Annotated in this window: 19 protein-coding genes and 1 tRNA gene; 4 read left to right on the top strand and 16 right to left on the bottom strand. The window is 43.6% G+C overall.

What is annotated here, in order from left to right:
* Positions 1 to 86 precede the first annotated feature (86 nt).
* Together JNG37_RS04800 and JNG37_RS04795 are read right to left on the bottom strand one after the other, a co-directional pair.
* On the bottom strand, positions 87 to 2543 hold the full coding sequence (locus JNG37_RS04800; protein WP_158456480.1) for an ATP-dependent Clp protease ATP-binding subunit: 2457 nt from the start codon (positions 2541 to 2543) through the stop codon (positions 87 to 89).
* A complete protein-coding gene (locus tag JNG37_RS04795; RefSeq protein ID WP_158456478.1) occupies positions 2544 to 3002 on the bottom strand; it encodes a CtsR family transcriptional regulator in 459 nt (152 codons plus the stop codon). It abuts the gene before it with no gap.
* Between the two features lie 273 nt (positions 3003 to 3275).
* Between JNG37_RS04795 and JNG37_RS04790 the strand changes: the two genes are divergently transcribed.
* Positions 3276 to 3614, top strand: coding sequence for a thioredoxin domain-containing protein (locus JNG37_RS04790; RefSeq protein WP_158456476.1), 339 nt, complete (start codon positions 3276 to 3278; stop codon positions 3612 to 3614).
* 165 nt (positions 3615 to 3779) lie between these two features.
* Here JNG37_RS04790 and tsf read toward each other — a convergent pair whose 3' ends face one another.
* Positions 3780 to 4820 carry a translation elongation factor Ts gene (tsf, locus tag JNG37_RS04785; protein WP_158456474.1) on the bottom strand — a complete coding sequence of 347 codons (1041 nt, stop codon included), beginning with the start codon at positions 4818 to 4820 and terminating at the stop codon, positions 3780 to 3782.
* 243 nt (positions 4821 to 5063) lie between these two features.
* Positions 5064 to 5840 carry a 30S ribosomal protein S2 gene (gene rpsB / locus JNG37_RS04780; RefSeq protein WP_012775356.1) on the bottom strand — a complete coding sequence of 259 codons (777 nt, stop codon included), beginning with the start codon at positions 5838 to 5840 and terminating at the stop codon, positions 5064 to 5066.
* A 198-nt stretch (positions 5841 to 6038) separates the two neighbouring features.
* Between rpsB and JNG37_RS04775 the strand changes: the two genes are divergently transcribed.
* Positions 6039 to 6109 (top strand) — tRNA-Cys (locus JNG37_RS04775).
* Between the two features lie 125 nt (positions 6110 to 6234).
* Here the strand turns inward: JNG37_RS04775 and nusG are convergent.
* From nusG to pbp2a, 4 genes are all read right to left on the bottom strand, one after another.
* A complete protein-coding gene (gene nusG / locus JNG37_RS04770; RefSeq protein WP_158456472.1) occupies positions 6235 to 6774 on the bottom strand; it encodes a transcription termination/antitermination protein NusG in 540 nt (179 codons plus the stop codon).
* 84 nt (positions 6775 to 6858) lie between these two features.
* On the bottom strand, positions 6859 to 7038 hold the full coding sequence (secE, locus tag JNG37_RS04765) for a preprotein translocase subunit SecE (protein WP_158456470.1): 180 nt from the start codon (positions 7036 to 7038) through the stop codon (positions 6859 to 6861).
* 9 nt (positions 7039 to 7047) lie between these two features.
* Positions 7048 to 7200: a 50S ribosomal protein L33 gene (rpmG, locus tag JNG37_RS04760; protein ID WP_158456468.1), complete on the bottom strand. Its 153-nt coding sequence runs from the start codon at positions 7198 to 7200 to the stop codon at positions 7048 to 7050.
* A 47-nt stretch (positions 7201 to 7247) separates the two neighbouring features.
* The gene (gene pbp2a, locus JNG37_RS04755) at positions 7248 to 9482 is read right to left on the bottom strand and encodes a penicillin-binding protein PBP2A (protein ID WP_158456554.1); all 2235 of its coding nucleotides are present in this window, start codon (positions 9480 to 9482) and stop codon (positions 7248 to 7250) included.
* 153 nt (positions 9483 to 9635) lie between these two features.
* On the opposite strand from pbp2a, the gene JNG37_RS04750 reads away from it, so the two are divergent.
* Entirely contained in the window at positions 9636 to 10604 is a 969-nt protein-coding gene (locus JNG37_RS04750; RefSeq protein ID WP_158456466.1) for an NAD(P)/FAD-dependent oxidoreductase, read from the top strand.
* A gap of 1 nt (position 10605) precedes the next feature.
* Positions 10606 to 11475, top strand: coding sequence for an RluA family pseudouridine synthase (locus JNG37_RS04745; protein WP_158456552.1), 870 nt, complete (start codon positions 10606 to 10608; stop codon positions 11473 to 11475).
* A gap of 115 nt (positions 11476 to 11590) precedes the next feature.
* Here the strand turns inward: JNG37_RS04745 and JNG37_RS10050 are convergent, their stop codons facing one another.
* From JNG37_RS10050 to JNG37_RS04705, 8 genes are all read right to left on the bottom strand, one after another.
* The gene (locus tag JNG37_RS10050; RefSeq protein WP_158456464.1) at positions 11591 to 12232 is read right to left on the bottom strand and encodes an Imm59 family immunity protein; all 642 of its coding nucleotides are present in this window, start codon (positions 12230 to 12232) and stop codon (positions 11591 to 11593) included.
* Positions 12229 to 13131, bottom strand: coding sequence for a TNT domain-containing protein (locus tag JNG37_RS04735; RefSeq protein ID WP_261979867.1), 903 nt, complete (start codon positions 13129 to 13131; stop codon positions 12229 to 12231). The genes JNG37_RS10050 and JNG37_RS04735 overlap by 4 nt, the downstream gene beginning before the upstream one ends.
* Positions 13132 to 13356: 225 nt before the next feature.
* Positions 13357 to 13596: a DUF6572 domain-containing protein gene (locus JNG37_RS04730; RefSeq protein ID WP_158456462.1), complete on the bottom strand. Its 240-nt coding sequence runs from the start codon at positions 13594 to 13596 to the stop codon at positions 13357 to 13359.
* Between the two features lie 73 nt (positions 13597 to 13669).
* Positions 13670 to 14125: a hypothetical protein gene (locus JNG37_RS04725; RefSeq protein WP_029179063.1), complete on the bottom strand. Its 456-nt coding sequence runs from the start codon at positions 14123 to 14125 to the stop codon at positions 13670 to 13672.
* A 158-nt stretch (positions 14126 to 14283) separates the two neighbouring features.
* A complete protein-coding gene (locus JNG37_RS04720) occupies positions 14284 to 15129 on the bottom strand; it encodes a hypothetical protein (protein WP_158456460.1) in 846 nt (281 codons plus the stop codon).
* A gap of 78 nt (positions 15130 to 15207) precedes the next feature.
* Positions 15208 to 15543 carry a hypothetical protein gene (locus JNG37_RS04715; RefSeq protein ID WP_024407292.1) on the bottom strand — a complete coding sequence of 112 codons (336 nt, stop codon included), beginning with the start codon at positions 15541 to 15543 and terminating at the stop codon, positions 15208 to 15210.
* Positions 15536 to 16510, bottom strand: coding sequence for a hypothetical protein (locus JNG37_RS04710; protein WP_158456458.1), 975 nt, complete (start codon positions 16508 to 16510; stop codon positions 15536 to 15538). Before JNG37_RS04710 ends, JNG37_RS04715 begins: the two co-directional genes overlap by 8 nt.
* 57 nt (positions 16511 to 16567) lie before the next feature.
* Positions 16568 to 17173 carry a DUF443 family protein gene (locus JNG37_RS04705; RefSeq protein WP_158456456.1) on the bottom strand — a complete coding sequence of 202 codons (606 nt, stop codon included), beginning with the start codon at positions 17171 to 17173 and terminating at the stop codon, positions 16568 to 16570.
* Positions 17174 to 17215: the final 42 nt, after the last annotated feature.

Below are 17215 nucleotides of genomic sequence, written 5' to 3'. Positions count from 1 at the left end.
TTTTTCCATAACCAGTCAAGACCTATTTATTATTTTTTATAAAAAGGTGTAGTAAAAAGAAACAGGTTTCCCTGTTTCTCTCGAGTCTATTCGTTCACACTCTCAAACTTGAGCTGGTTGGCCTTGACACCCACTTTCAGGGTCATACCTGCACCAACATCTTCGCGCAAGAGCATTTCCGCCATCGGATCTTCCAATTTTGTTTGGAGCAAACGACGGAGTGGACGGGCACCCATTTCTGGATCATAGCCTTCCTTGGCCAGCAATTTAAGAGCTGATGGTTGGAGTTTCAGAAGGATTCCCTTGCTCGCGGCAACCGCAATCAATGGCTTCACCATCACTTTGACAACATCCAACATATCCGACTCTGTCAAACTGTGGAAGACTACTTTTTCATCAATACGGTTGATAAATTCAGGGCGATAAGCCTTTTTCAACTCTTCGAAGATCCGTTTTTCCACTTCCTTGTGGTCCTTGGACAAATCAACTGCTCCAAACCCAACGGTCTTATCATCACGAAGAGCGGTTGCTCCTAAGTTAGAAGTCATAATAATCACCGTGTTGGAGAAATCAACCTTGCGACCCTTGCTATCGGTCAAGACACCATCATCCAAGACCTGCAAAAGCACGTTAAAAATATCTGGATGGGCTTTTTCTACCTCATCAAAGAGCAGAACAGAATAGGGTTTATTACGAACTTTCTCTGTCAGCTCGCCACCTTCTTCATAGCCAACATAACCAGGAGGCGCTCCATTTAGGCGACTAGCCGCAAATTTCTCCATGTACTCACTCATGTCAAAACGAATAAGAGCCGATTCATCATCAAAGAGAACTTCTGCCAAAGCCTTGGCCAACTCTGTCTTACCGACACCAGTTGGACCCAAGAACATGAAGGAGCCAATCGGTCTGCGTCCTGTCCGAATACCTGACTGATTACGGCGAATGGCACGACTGATGGCAGAAATCGCCTCATCCTGTCCAATCACACGCTTGTGCAACTCCTCTTCCAGATGGAGGTATTTCTTGGCGTCCGAACGACTCAATTTAGACACAGGGATCCCTGATAGGACACTCAGAGTAGATAAAATATCTTCTTCCGTCACTTCTAGCTGATACTGGTTGCCCTCCTCCTGAGCAACCTGCGCCTTGACCATCAGTTGGCTGACCTTCTTATATTTTCCAGCCATCAGCGCCTGATCCAGGGCGGTCAGATCACCTTCTGGCGCTTGACCCTTGGCACGATTTTGCACCTTGGCAGAGGCTTCATCTAACAAGTCAATGGCCGAATCTGGCAGGTTTTTACTGGTCAAATACCGCTTGGCATACCGCACCGCTGTTGCCAAAGCCTGATCTGAAATCGAGACCTTGTGATGAGCTTCATAGGAGGATTTCAACCCCTCTAAAATCTTGATACTGTCTTCCACACTCGGCTCTTCAATCAAAACCTTTGCAAAACGACGCACCAAGGCCGCATCTTTTTCAATATGCTTTTGGTACTCATCCTGAGTCGTTGCCCCTACTGTCCGCAAAGTCCCACGAGACAGGGCAGGCTTAAGGATATTGGCCGCATCCAAAGTCGAATCAATCCCTGAACCAGACCCCATAATCGTGTGCAGCTCGTCGATAAACAAAATCACCTGACCATCTTCTTCGATATCATTGATGATATTGTTCATCCGCTCCTCAAAATCCCCACGAAAACGGGTTCCAGCAATCACATTCATCAAATCCAGCTCAAGAACCCGCATATTGACAAGGCTGGCTGGCACTTGACCATCGGCAATTCGCTGGGCCAAGCCCAAAGCTAGCGCAGTTTTTCCGACACCCGCATCCCCAACCAAGACTGGATTGTTCTTGGTTTTTCGTGAGAGAATCTGGACCATACGAGCAATTTCGTCATCTCGACCAATCACAGGTTCCAATTGACCAGAACGAGCCAAGAGCGTCAAATCCCGGGTATAATCTTCCAGTCCACCACTTTGTGGCTGAGGCATGCCCATCATGTTTCCAACATTGGCTTGCTTGGGTTTTCCGCCCTTCAAGATACTCCGGATGGCTTTGAGATGGTCCTTGGTAAAACCTGCCTTACCTTCCAAATTTTTCCGTAAATCAATAAAGCGGGTCTTATCACCACTATCTTCAAAATGAAAACCAACCCTGTCCAAGATTTGCGATGCAATCGAGCGCTTGTCCAAGAGAATGGCCATAAACAGATGCTCTGTCCCTAGTTCCTTTGCCTTGACAATCTCTGCAATTTTTTCCGCTAGAATATTGACCTCGACCATGCGGCTGGAAGACGGCAGAAAATCAAACCTCTCCAACTCTTCTTGATAGACTTTTTCTGTCACCACAAAAGTGGCTTGCTCATAATCAGAGATAGAAGCAGGATATTCTGCCAAAACAGAGCCTGCAATCGTATCTGGATTGATCACAAAAGCCAGCAATAAGTGCCAAGTCTCCAAATACTCGCTCCGGTAACGTTGGGCAATCAACTGAGCATCTTCAAATACTCCTTGTAAACCTTTTGAAATCTTTTTTCCCATTTAATCCTCTTTCCTATCTAAGCGGCGCAATACCTGACGCATCATCCGCGCCCGAATACCGTCTGCATCTCGCCCCAAAACATCATCTGACCCAGTAGCCAAAAAGAGGTTGCCCTCTCGCTCTGTCATCAAACCCTCATCAAACAGCAACTGCAATATATCGGAATAGACCGTCGCAGACAACTGCTCCCCCATATTGTTTAACAAATCATGGACCAGTTCGTGCTTATCCGAAAAGGTAATCCGACCAATGCGAATATAGCCACCGCCACCACGCTTGCTTTCCACAATATAACCACGGCTGGCTGTAAAACGGGTTTTTATCACGTAGTTAATCTGACTTGGCACCACTTCAAACCGACTGGCCAATTCACTCCGGCGCAACTCTGCCACATTGACCTGTTCCAAGATGGCTTTGATATGCTCTTCGATATAATCCGATGTATTTTTCATCGCCATAGTATCGCCTCTTTCTTTGACTATCTTTGACCATTATTATACCCTAAAATAACAAATTTTGAAAGCAAAAGCCCAGCCTCATCCGTAGCAGAATTTTGAAATCTGCTTTGTTTTTTTCTATAATAAAAGAAAAAAATAGAAAGGACTAGGGCTTCCGTATTTGGTTGATCTGAATACGGGCTACGGACTGGGCCAAAAAGATAAACGAGAACTAGTCGTCGTTCTGTTTCCTATTTTGTCTGTGTCCGCTGGACGCCCTTTATATCTTATACCATGAACTTTCAAGACTATATTCAAGACTTTACAAGTGTGACCGTGGAGCAGGCACAGAGTCTCCTAACTGCTCAAGAGGGGGCTGTTCTCTTCATCGGACGAGCAACCTGCCCTTACTGCAACCGCTTTGCGCCAAAACTCCATAAGGTCGCCCAAGACAAGCAAGTGACCGTCCACTTCCTCGACTCCAGCCAAGTCAACCCTCAACTCCAAGCACTTCGCGACCACTACCAAGTTCCTAACGTCCCAGGCCTCTTGGTCGCTAAACCAACTGGGGTTCAAGTCCGCTGCGACTCCAGCATGACCGAAGAAGAAATTGTGGCTTTTATTCAAGACTAATGCATAACAGACAAAAAGCACCGGCCTTGTGGCCGGTGCTTTTTAAGGAGATTATGAAAAATATTTAGGATTGATATTAGTATAACTGAATCAAGCACATCCCACATCCGCCCTAAGACCGATTTTACAAAAAGAACTCCCTTTCGGAAGTTCTGCTATATATGATTATTTACCAAGAGCTGCTGCCATAGTCGCTGCAACTTCTGCTTCAAAGTCGTTTGAAGCTTTCTCGATACCTTCACCCACTTCGAAACGAGCAAATTCTACAACTGAAGCGTTCACTGAGTTCAAGTAAGCTTCAACTGTTTTGCTGTCGTCCATGATGTAAACTTGTGCAAGAAGTGTGTAAGCTTGGTCAACTTGAGTGTTGTCAAGCATGAAGCGGTCCATTTTACCTGGGATGATTTTGTCCCAGATTTTTTCTGGTTTGCCTTCAGCTGCCAATTCAGCTTTGATAGCTTCTTCAGCTGCTGCAATCACTTCGTCAGTCAATTGAGCTTTTGAACCATATTGCAAGAGTGGCAATGCTGGTTTGTCAACCATTGCACGGCTTTCGTTGTCTTGTTCGATTTTGTGGTTGATTTGTGCCAACTCATCTTTAACGAATTGCTCATCCAATTCAGTGTAAGAAAGAACAGTTGGTTTCATCGCAGCGATGTGCATTGAGATTTGTTTTGCAAGAGTCTCATCTCCACCGTCGATAACTGAGATAACACCGATACGGCCGCCATTGTGTTGGTATGCACCGAATGCTTGAGCATCTGTTTTTTCAACCAAAGCAAAGCGACGGAATGAGATTTTCTCACCGATTGTTGCAGTTGCGTTTACGTATGCTTCTTCAAGCGTTTCACCTGAAGGCATAACCAATTTAAGAGCTGCTTCGTTGTCAGCTGGTTTACCTTCTGCAATTACTTTAGCAGTAGTGTTTACCAATTCAACGAATTGAGCGTTTTTCGCAACGAAGTCTGTTTCAGCGTTCACTTCAACAACTGCTGCTACGTTACCATCAACGTAAACACCAGTCAAACCTTCAGCTGCTACACGATCAGCTTTCTTAGCTGCCTTAGCCATACCTTTTTCGCGAAGCAATTCGATCGCTTTTTCGATATCGCCTTCTACTTCAACCAATGCTTTTTTCGCGTCCATAACGCCAGCACCTGATTTTTCACGCAATTCTTTAACGAGAGCTGCTGTAATTTCTGCCATGTCTATTCTCCTTGTTTGTATTTATAAAATAGAGGAGCGGGCTCAGCCCTGCCCCTCTAGGATTGTTTTTTTGATGTTTGGAATTGTACACGAGCTAAAATCCTATAGATTTTAAATCGCCTTCGTTACTTAATTGTACTCGGACTAAAAAGCTAGGATTTAGACAAATCTCCTTGCAGTTCTCAAACTGCTACGTCCATTTTCTAAAATCTAACGCTTTTCTTAACGTCCTCGTTACTTAGATTATTTACCTTCTACAACTTCAACCAATTCTTCGATTGATTCTGTAGATGCTGGCTCAGCTGCCAATTCAGCTTCAACTGCTGCTACGCTGTCTTCACCTTGGTTACCTTCGATGATAGCATCAGCCATTTTAGCTGTGATCAATTTAACAGCGCGGATAGCGTCATCGTTAGCTGGGATGATAACATCGATATCATCTGGATCTGTGTTTGTGTCAACCATCGCTACAACTGGGATTCCCAATTTTTTAGCTTCTTTAACAGCGATTTGCTCTTTGTGTGGGTCAACGACGAACATTACGTCTGGAATGCGTGGCATGTCAGCGATACCGCCCAAGAATTTTTCAAGACGAGCACGTTGTTTGTTCAACAATGCTACTTCTTTCTTAGGAAGCACTTCGAAAGTTCCATCTTCTTCCATGCGGTTGATTTCTTTCAAACGAGCGATACGTTTTTGGATTGTACCCCAGTTTGTAAGAGTTCCACCCAACCAACGGTGGTTGATGAAGTATTGACCAGCGCGGATAGCTTCGTCTTTAACAGCTTCAGCAGCTTGTTTTTTAGTACCTACGAACAAGATAACTGCGTCGTTTGCTGCAGCGTCACGGATGAATTCGTAAGCTTGGTCAGCCAATTTTACAGTTTGTTGCAAGTCGATAACGTGGATACCGTTACGCTCTGTGAAGATGTACTTAGCCATCTTAGGGTTCCAGCGACGAGTTTGGTGACCGAAGTGTACACCAGCCTCAAGAAGTTGTTTCATTGAAATTACTGCCATGAGTATTTCTCCTTTTTGTTTTTTCTCCTCTCCCGAACTTCGACTTGCAGCCCAACCTTTCGGCAACAAGACCACAATTGGTCCGAGATGAGTATTTGTTGCCATAGCAACTCTATTATGATACCAAAAAAAAAGATTTTTGACAAGGAATTCCCCCTTGACTTTCAGCTTTTTTTTCGGTAGAATATTCTTTGTTATGGCGGTATAGCCAAGTGGTAAGGCACGGCTCTGCAAAAGCTTGATCGTCGGTTCAAATCCGTCTACCGCCTCTAAAAACCTGATTTTCAGGATTTAGCCAAATGAAAAGCCCGAGAAATCGGGCTTTTTTTGCTAGTCTAATCGATTCAAGTGCAAAAAACTCCCCAAAGTTCAAAGCTTTGGGGAGTCTTTTCGGTTACAATTCCGCAATTTGGCTCAAGTTGACTTCTGCAACTGTGTCGTTACCAAACATAGAAATGATCATCTTCACTTTGTTGTTATCAATCTCAGTGATTTTACCTGTGTAGTCTGTGAAGGCACCGTCAATGATGCGAACAGTGTCACCAACTTTGACATCAATATCAAACTCTTGAACAGTTTGACCCATTGATACCAAGATTTGACGGATTTCTTCTTCCAAGAGTGGCGTTGGTTTGGAACGGTTACCGTGCGATCCAACGAAACCTGTTACGTTAGGTGTGTTACGGACCACGAACCAAGCTTCGTCCGTCATGACCATCTCAACCAATACATAACCTGGGAAGCGGTTTTCTTCCACTTCTTTTTTCTCGCCGTTTTTCTCCACTTGAACCGTCTGAGTTGGGATTTCCACGCGCAAAATGTTTTCCAACATGTTATAGGTGTGGGCACGTTGGAGAAGGTTTTCCTTCACCTTGTTTTCATAACCTGAGTAGGTTTGGAGTACAAACCAGCCTTTGTCAAAACTATCGTACATAGCTTATTTCCTTTCATAAAAAAAAGCCCGAAGGCTTTCGCTTTTCCTTATTATATCACTAGCTTTTTGAAAAATGCAAGTGGTTTATGAGAAAAGATCAATCAATGACAACAAGCCTCTTGATAAGAGGAGGTCAAAGAGATACACAAGCGCCACAAAAAAGGCTGTGTATTGAAGTACAGATGAGAAATCCAACCAGCTCTGCTTACCGCTTGGCCAAGTGGTTTCTTTTAAAATTCGAAAGGTATCTGCAAAAAATTTCACAACAAACTCCTATCTTGTTTCCTTATGTGGCTGGTATTGCCCACAATGCTTACAATATTTATTTACTTCCAACCGTACTGGTCTTGGATTGCTCGATAATTGAATTGAATAGTTACGAGACCCACAAACTGTACAGGCTAAACTTGCTTTTTTAAGTGCCATAAGCCCTCCATCCAAACTATTGTAACACGTTTAAAAGGTTTTGACAACTACTGGAACCATCCGAGCACCGTATCAATCAAGGTCTTTGCCCGTTCTGGTAGCTTGGCATCCACAATATTCTGCTTGGCTTGTTCCAATAAGTTTTGTGTCTGCTGACTGACCTCAGCAATTTGATCCTGCAAGGCAGTATCTTCTGTCGTCTGACTCACATCTTCAGCGACGGAGACAATGCCATTTTGTACATAGGCATTCTCAACACTAAACTGCGTGCCAGCCGTATTGGGTAGGATCGCTCCTGCAACGGTACGAAAGACCTGAGGGGCCATCCAGGAGTTGCTATCATCAATATAGTGGCTTTCGTCTGTAACCTCAAAGCCAACCCATTGACTAATCACCAAATCTGGCGTGTATCCAATCACCCACTGGTCATTGATTAATCCTCCATCAAAACCAGTCTCTGTTGTTCCAGTTTTTCCGGCGATATTATATCCGTAAACATCCGCATTAACTCCTGTACCATTGGTAAAGGTACCGAGCATCATGGAGGTCATCTTATCGGCAACAGATTTGTCAATCACTCGGGTCGAGGATTCCTTATGTTGGCCCAAGACCTTTCCATTGGCCGACTCAATGCGGGTAATCAGATGGGCATCCTTCATCACACCCCCATTTGCAAAGGTCGCATAGGCTTGCGCCATTTCCAGCGGATTGGTGGACACACCGCTACCGATAGACATGCCGAGAACTTTTTCCACAGAATCCATCTCAAGCCCAAACTTCTTACCATATTCAAATGCCTTGTTCAATCCTAAAGTGTTGACAATCGCAGCGACCGGTAGGTTGTAAGAAAGCGCTAAAGCTTGATACATAGGAACGGTTTCCGAAGTTGTACGATCATAGTTATGGAGTGTATAACCACCATAGGTCTCCGTGTGGTTGTCAATCTCACGATCAATCGCCCACCCCGCTGCAACAGCTGGCGAATAGGCGACCAGTGGCTTAATGGTCGAACCTGGGCTTCGAGTGGACTGGGTCGCAAAGTTAAAACTGCGGAAGGATTGACCTTCGGAAGAATTAACGCGGCCAACCAAGGCACGAACCCCACCCGTTGTAGGATCCAAAGCAACACTTGCCGATTGGGCAGAGCTACCATCGACAGCTGCCGTTGGAAAGAGGCTTTCATCATCATAGATGACCTGCATGCTGGCCTGGGAAGCTTGGTCCATCTCAGTATAGATACGATAACCATTATTGATGATATCTGACTCCGTCAGACCATAGCGTTCAATCGCTTCAGCAATGACAGCATCAAAGTAAGAAGGATAATTATAATTGCTCTGCTTGCCTGCGTAGGTGTCATTGAGCTGACTGGCTAAATCAACCTGAAAACCAGCATCTGCCGTTGCCTGATCAATCGCCCCTGCATCTACCATAGCCTGCAAGATCGTATTACGACGATTGGTCGCATTTTCAAGTGAATAATAAGGGTTGTAAATTTCCGGTCCCTTCAACATCCCTGCCAATAGGGCAGCTTGTTCTAAGGTCAGCTGGCTGGCAGAAATACCAAAATACTTTTGACTGGCGTCTTCTACACCCCAGACCCCATTCCCAAAATAGGCATTGTTGAGGTACATGGTGAGAATTTCTTCCTTGCTGTATTTTTTATTGATTTCCAGGGCTAGGAAGTATTCTCTAGCCTTACGGCTAATTGACTGTTCTTGGGTCAAGAAGGCATTTTTGGCCAACTGCTGGGTAATGGTGGAACCACCGCCAGACCGCCCCAGCGTCAGAACCGCCAAGATAGTCCGCATGTAATTGATTCCTGAGTTTTCGTAAAAAGTCCGGTCCTCTGTGGCTATAACCGCCTCTTCCATGACATCGGAAATGGCGTCCAATTCAACATAAGTCCCTTTTTGTCCCGACAAGGTTCCGGCTTCCACACCGTCCTTGTCATAAATGACCGTCGTAGCTTTCAGGGCAGCCTGCAGGTCCCCAACATTTGCCGTCTTAGCCAAATAAAACAAGTAACTACCAACCGTCAATATCCCCATTCCGACAATAATGAGAAGGATCTTAGTTAGCTGGTAGCGACGCCAGAACTTGCGGATAGGTTCTGGTATGCGCGAAGGCTTCTTTGGTTTGGGATCCTGACCACCACGGCTCTTGCGTCGGCTCAATCCCTCTTGTTCTAGACTGTCTTGTCCAGACTGGTCTGGTTTATCCATTTTTTCTTTTTCATCTAATCCCTTTAACTGGATGGTTTCTTGTAAATCCTGGTCCATCATCTCTTCCTTTCTATGTGAATTTTGTACCATTATACACCATTTCGTAAAAACTAGCAGAAAAAAGCCTGCGATAACTTGTGACAACAGACAGGGAATTTTTTCCAAAAATATGATAAAATAGGGTCATTCTGAACAAAGAAGAGGATTCCCATGACACAAGTATATGACATTACCATCATCGGTGGCGGACCAGTCGGTCTCTTCGCCGCCTTCTACGCCCATCTCCGTCAAGCCAAGGTCAAAATCATTGACTCCCTGCCCCAACTGGGTGGCCAACCTGCCATTCTCTATCCTGAGAAGGCTATTTTAGACATTCCGGCCTTTCCAAGCCTGACAGGACAAGAGTTGACCGACAACCTCCTCGCCCAGCTGGCTCCATTTGACACCACCATCTGCCTCAATGAAACCCTGACTGCTATTGAACCTGGAGAAACCATTACCCTAAGGACCAACAAGGGCAGCCACCAGACCAAGACCTTGATAATCGCTATGGGTGGCGGTGCCTTCAAGCCACGTCCGCTGGAGATTGACGGTGCTGACAGCTTTGACAACGTCCACTACCACGTATCCAATATCCATCAGTATGCCGACAAGGACATCGTCGTCTTGGGTGGCGGTGACTCTGCGGTCGATTGGTCCCTGGCCTTTGAAAAAATCGCCAAGACCACTCACATCGTCCACCGTCGTGACAACTTCCGAGCCCTTGAGCACAGCGTGGAAGAGCTCAAGCAGTCCAGCGTCAACATCCACACACCTTTTGTTCCTAAAGGGCTTTCTGGGGAAAATAGCAGAGCTGCTGAGATTCATTTTGACAAGGTGAAGAGCGAGGAAAAGCTCAGCCTGTCTTTCGACCACCTCTTTGTCAACTACGGTTTCAAATCATCTGTCGGTACGCTGAAAGAATGGGGCTTGGAACTTAATCGACATCGCATCGTGGTCAATAGCAAGCAAGAAACCTCTGTCCCTGGCATCTATGCTATCGGTGACTGTTGCTTCTACGAGGGTAAGGTTGACCTGATTGCGACTGGACTAGGCGAAGCCCCAACCGCCGTCAACAATGCCATGAACTACCTCAATCCAAATGAAAAAGTGCAACCCAAGCACTCGACCAGCCTATAAGATGAAAATTGATATTCGTATTCCCCAAGCCTTTCCACAACTGACTGTCAAGGAAGTCTTGGAAGATTATTTTCTCATTCCCAGAAAAATCCGCCACTTCCTCCGTACCAAGAAACATGTCCGTGTCAACGGAGAGCTGATAAACTGGCAGAGTCCGATTGCCGCAGGCGACCTGCTAGAATTGACCTTTGACCAGGAAGATTATCCTGAAAAAAGCATCCCTCTGGGGCAGGCGGACTCGGTGGAGGAACTCTATCAAGATGAGCATTTGATTATCGTCAACAAGCCCGAAGGCATGAAAACCCACGGCAATGAGCCTACGGAAATCGCCCTGCTCAACCATGTATCTGCCTATGTTGGTCAGACCTGCTATGTGGTCCACAGGCTGGATATGGAAACCAGCGGAGCCATTCTCTTTGCTAAAAATCCCTTTATCCTGCCCATTCTCAATCGGCTTTTGGAAGACAAGGTCATCTACCGTGACTACCTGGCCCTCTGCCAAGGGCAGCTAAGAAAGACAGACTGGACTATCACTGATAAAATCGGACGGGACCGACACGACCGCAGAAAGCGGGTGGTCGACAACCGCAAAGGGCAGACTGCTCTTACCCAGATCCATCTCTTGAAGACCCTTGGCAAAAATAGTCTGGTTTCCTGTCGCCTTCAGACAGGGCGGACCCATCAGATTCGGGTCCACCTAGCCCACCATGGCCATGCCCTAATCGGTGACCCACTTTACAGTCGAGTCGCAGCACCTCGCCTCATGCTCCACGCCCAAAAACTCAGCTTAACCCACCCGCTGACACTTGAAGAAATCAGCGTGGAAGCACAATCGGAGAGTTTTGAGAAGGTTTTGAAACACATGAAATAAATAGCGGTACCCTTAGAGTTCTATATCCCTATTTCACTGGACTAATCCAGTGATTTTTTTATGTTTCCACTAACCAAAAAATCCAGACAAGTTGACCCTGTCTGGACTTAAAACACTATTCTGGCACAACAACCTTCAAACGAATATCTGTCGGCTGTAGTACTTTTTGAACTTGCACAAGGAAAGCAAGACCATTGTCTGATGGGGCATACTGAAAAGTCAGATTGATAACTTTTTCTGTAAAGTCATCCCCGTAGCTGTCCACGTACTGCTTGCTTTCGATAAAGTGAATGTAGTTGTTCAGCTTTTCTTGGAGTTTGAGAAGATGGTCTTGTTCATCTTTTACGAACCAATGATTAGGATCTGCAAGAAGGAATTCTAAAGCTCCGTCAACAACTCCTATCGCATCAATCGTATCGGTAACTAATTGGATGGCGTACTTATCCCAAAGAGGAGAAGGATAGTCTGAATATCCCCATTTTTCTACATCGTATATTGAAGCTCGAATTTCTAACTCCATCTGTTTAATAAATTCAGCCTTAGCTGACTCAAAATTATCAAATACTCCAGGATTACCATCAAGACTACCTCTTTCCCCACTAGTTTGAATGAAGTACTTCCCGTCCTCTTCAAATACGTGAATCGCAAACGGAACACGATTGTTTCTGTCAAAGAGGACCACACGGATTGTTTCCCAACCTTTTTCTTCAATAATTTTTTCTATTTCAGCTTTTTCTTTTGTAATTCTATCTATCACGGCAATATCTCCCTTATTAGACCTAAATCAATATAAAACTGGACCGAACAACCAAATTGAATCTGAGTTCCTTCACCGGCTCCGAATACAGTATCGATACTCCCGATGTAGTTGCTCGCAAGATTGGACAATTCCTTTCTTCTTCTGGCAAGTTGAGTATCAAACTCTATTTTACTAGAATCAGGTAGATTATCATATGCTTTCTGTATATTTTCCATTGTAATATCTGTCGTAATTTCGTATTGATGATATGCTTGATAACTTTCTGGATAGGGCAGTCCTCGGGTGTCATAATCAAGAATATCTCCATCAATCACTGGGCTTGTAAAGGCCCCATGCGGACTACCGTAGCGGTCAATTACATCTCCCGCTCTCAAAGTAGCTTCTGTCTTATCAGCACTACCGTCAGCTCTAAGTACAAATCCATCCTCAGGCGGCCAATTAATGGTTCCGTCTGCTTTCAAATAATCCAACGACCTAACAGGAACGGGGTTCCCGTTAAAGTCTGTTGATTTAGACAGATAGGCAGTTTCCCCATTTCCTAAGGTGATTACCTCAAATTTATTGCCGTTCCCATCTAAGCTATAGTTTAAAGTCTTCTGCGACACGACATCAATCCGTATGCCCTTAGGTATCTCAACACCACCCACAAAGTCGCCCTTGCCTGCTCCGACAATGGTGCCGCCGTACTTGGACAGGTCTTCCAAGAGGTTTTGGCGGCTGATTTTCAGGCCATTCTGGGCAGTTGTGTATTCTTGGATACGGATATTGCCTGCCTCATCAAAGCCAATCGCATCCACTCGGATTTTCTGTTCAACGCCATCAACCGTCATCTTGATCGTGATGTTGTTCTCGACCTTGCTGGCGATTTTACCAAACTCAACCGTTTGTAAATCCACAAAGTCCTGACCCTGACGAGCGTTGAGTTGAACCTGCGGTCATAGCAGAGCTACTCAACTTGTTGCAAAATGGATGCGAGAGATAACAACTCCAACCTCATTCCCACTCCTAGGCTCCGCTTTAGACCAAGTCTAACCTAACTGTTTATGCACACATGAAGAATATTTCTGCCCTTCTATTATACTAAAAATCCAGACAAGATGACCCTGTCTGGACTTAAAACTCTACTCTGACACAACAACCTTCAAACGAATATCTGTCGGCTGTAGTACTTTTTGAACTTGCACAAGGAAAGCAAGACCATTGTCTGATGGGACATACTGAAAAGTCAGATTGATAACTTTTTCTGTAAAGTCATCCCCATATCCTTCCTGACTATCGATCCTATCAATGACCTTCTGACAATGCTCAATGTAGGATTGGAGACCAGATAGGCTACGTTGAGTATGAAGATTATGACTCATAATAGTATTCCTTACGCGTTTATACGTTGCAAGCTTTTCACGACTATTGGTAATACAACTAAGCAAATACTCATCACTCATTACTGTTACCCTCCAATTTTTGCTCGATAATAGACTTCTGTTCCAGACTTGGTAAGGTATCATCGGGAAGGATGGTCTCAACCCGAGTTGCGTAGGCAGAGGCAAAACCGAAAACAACCACAATAATCGCAACCGAATAAACTAGAAAAACCCTTTTTAGAAAGGCACTAGAAACTGAGTAGCCCTTTGTCGAATACTGCTTCAGCTCAGGTTGTTTTTTCTCTAAGATATTTTTGGGTAAAAAATAGGGTCTAAAAGCTGTCATGGCCACAGATAAAAACACTGTAATCCCTAGAGAATTGTATACTTGTGTTCTTGCACCAATCGCTGTAATATAAAGCATACTTGAAAACAAGACAAGCCCAAAAACAATAAACAGAATCAAGGATACCTGAGCATCCTTCTTCAGTTGTAAGAACTCTTCTACTGTCATTTTTTCTTTTTGCATCCTACTCTCCTATTCTATTTCTTTGGTAATTTTCAACTTGACCCTATCTGGGTTTACAAGTTAATAACTTAAGCATCAAAAAAATTATGTAATTTGGGATTTTGGAATCCATTACTTAGCCATAAACCAAAAGTAAATTAAGACGATTTAAACAAAACCTACTCTCCCAAACTTTCTTTATATCGCTTGGACTTTTTACCATACCAGTCTTCAATGCTATATCCTGAGAGAATACGATAGTCTTCCATATATTTATTAATATAAAATCCTTGAATACAACTAAACACTATTGCTACGATAAAGTAGAAAAGTAATATAGGCCCACCAATCCCAAAAATCATGACTAAACTTCTTAGAAAATCATTCTCATAAATCCCTTTACCCTGATTGGGTAAAAAGAGGCGAAGTACAACAAAGGGAAAGACGATTAAGCCACCATATTTCCTCCCTAAGACGACAAACTTCTCTAACACGTCATTCAATGGATTAGAAACAGATTGATTTCCATATAAGCCATTCAAAACCTCTTTCTTAAACCATAGATATCTTTCTGCGATTACAAAGATTATGATAGATAGGTTTAGAATGACTGCAATTAGGGAACCAAAAAACATAGCTGAACCAATCGCACATAGTACAAATACTTGATAATTAAGTAAACTCACCATCAAGAACATATTCCAATTGAAATAGTAATACGACAAAATTCGATTGTGGCGTATCTTTCTAACATCCATTAGGTAATGAACGATTACTAATAAGCCAAGCCATACGGGGATTGAAAATAGGATTTTCGCCTCCACAAATAATATATTTCCAACTTCTTTATCCGAATACGGTCCGATAAATGATATTAGAAATATAAAAAATTCAACTGTCAAAAAACCTATTATTTTCTTTCCATAACCATTTTTCTCTATGTCCTCCATTGAAGTCTGAATGTACTGATCCGTTACCAACCCCATGCTCTCTTCTAAAGAGGCATTCCATATTGATTTTTTCATGTTTTCTCATCCTTATCAGATTATCATACTTGTCTATTACACCGAAAATCCAGACAAGATAATCCTGTCTGGGTTGGTTTATGGCAACATCTGATAGGATGAGCTCTTAGTTATATCTCTTTTTCTTAATTCCTTTCCGTTCACCAGACTTTCCTCGATGGAATTGGCAATTGACTGATCTGCTTGACGAAAGGCTTCTGCCACCATGTTCAAGTAGCCATCCAACTGCTCAACTGTCGAAACAATCTCTTGACTCACTGACTTAAGCCGACTAGTAGTGGAAGCCACCTTTTCTTTCGAAGCATCATCAGAATCGAAAAAGTCTGCGCTATCAGCGATCATCCCAGACATATCCTCATAGCTGGATTTGATGCTCAAAATCTGGTTAGGGTTGATACTCTTTTGACTAGTCATTGTTGTACTCCTCTGGCTTCTTGGCATAGGTCGCGATGTCCTCGAACTTAGTAATCCGGTGGTCTTCACCGTCGAACGTCGAAATCCCATCTAGGTAGGCTTGATCATAGAACTTCAAACCGCTATTCATAAACAACTCTTCTGTCGCTATGATTCCCTCTTGATTGACGATTGTATTATCCACAACCTCATAGAGCGTATAAGCTTCCGCATCTTCCTGGTCAAGAATGACAGCCGCATGGACATCCACATCCCTCAGATTGATCGAGCCATCATAGAGCTCGGTCTTTCTTGACCCATCACCTATAAACAACAACTGAGATTCTCCTTCTACATAAGTACTCAAGTTAAAGTATTCTCGGTTGGTTAGTTGTGGCTTTGTATAGGGTGCTTCGCCCTCGACCAGGCCTGTATCCAGATTAAGTAGAAGCCCCTTTTCTATACCATCCTTCCCAACGGAAATGTAGGTATAGTTGGACTCGCCAATCTGAAAGAGATTGTCAAATCTCCCTGCACCATAGACCTTGTAGTTCTCATCCTGCAGATAGGCCAGACTGACCTCCAAAAGGTCAATCCGCTTTTTCGTTAGACTCGGTGTTCTCAGGTCGTAGACATCCAAATAATGGTATTCCTCTTCCCCCATTTCCTTGATTGTTGGTCCAAAGTTGCGGTCAAGTTTCTTAATGACATTGCGAATCAGGTAGTTTTTATTGGCGGCTGGATCATCGAAACCGTCACTTCCCGCTTGTTCCACCTCATCCTGATTGGTCACCTTCCAGTCAATGACGATGCCATTCCCATCTGCCACAAAACGATAATCTTCCACCTCTAAGACTGGGGTAATATCATAATCTTCAAAGAGTTTATCCTCCTCAGGCTTTACGGCATGTGCTTCTGTACAGGCTGACAGGAGGAAACAAAGAGAAAGTAGCCCTATTACTTTGTGAAAAAACTTGCTTTTTTCCATCAATTACTCCTCCTTTTCATCATCTATTATCTCCATAGTGGTTTTCCATATAGGTATTTAAAGCATCCAAGTTATCTTCTCAATGTCATCAGGTACCACTGAAGCACCGCTCGTATTCAGTAGCATTAAAAATAAAATAAAAACGACAACGATCCCAAGTAGCTCTCCCATTAAAAAATAATATGCGCCAACAAATAGTAATGTGAATAAAAATAAGATTGGAAATACCATCCTTTTTAAATAGTTAAGTCTTGAGGACTTAGAAAAATCTATACGAACAGTCTTCACATCAGCAATATTCACTACTTGTTGCTTACTCCATACCAGTCTCGCTAAAAATAGTAGCAAGCATCCCCCTAGCACAATTGAAATAGCAAAAAACTGGTTTTCAATTGTATGTCCTAAAGGAAAACGTGTAAAAATGATAGCAACTAGCGATGAAACTAGATAAGGAGAAATACTCGGCTGTTTTTTACCAACAAAAGATTTTGGTCCTTGTAATCGATAAGCCCTCATAGGAAACCACCAAACGCTTGCAGGGACAAGCCAAGTCCAGATATGTGTATCTAAATCCAAGAGATAGTACTCATTCCCGATTTGAAGCTGACGATAGCGAAGATTTCCAATTTTTGTAATAATGTAGTTTTGTTCTAATTCCCCCATATAAAATCTCCAATATTTTTAAATGTGTTGCCGATATCAGAA

Source organism: Streptococcus suis, from assembly GCF_016775005.1.
Classification (GTDB): domain Bacteria; phylum Bacillota; class Bacilli; order Lactobacillales; family Streptococcaceae; genus Streptococcus; species Streptococcus suivaginalis.
Note: the sequence above shows the minus strand (reverse complement) of the source record. Positions and strands in the feature narration are given on the sequence as shown.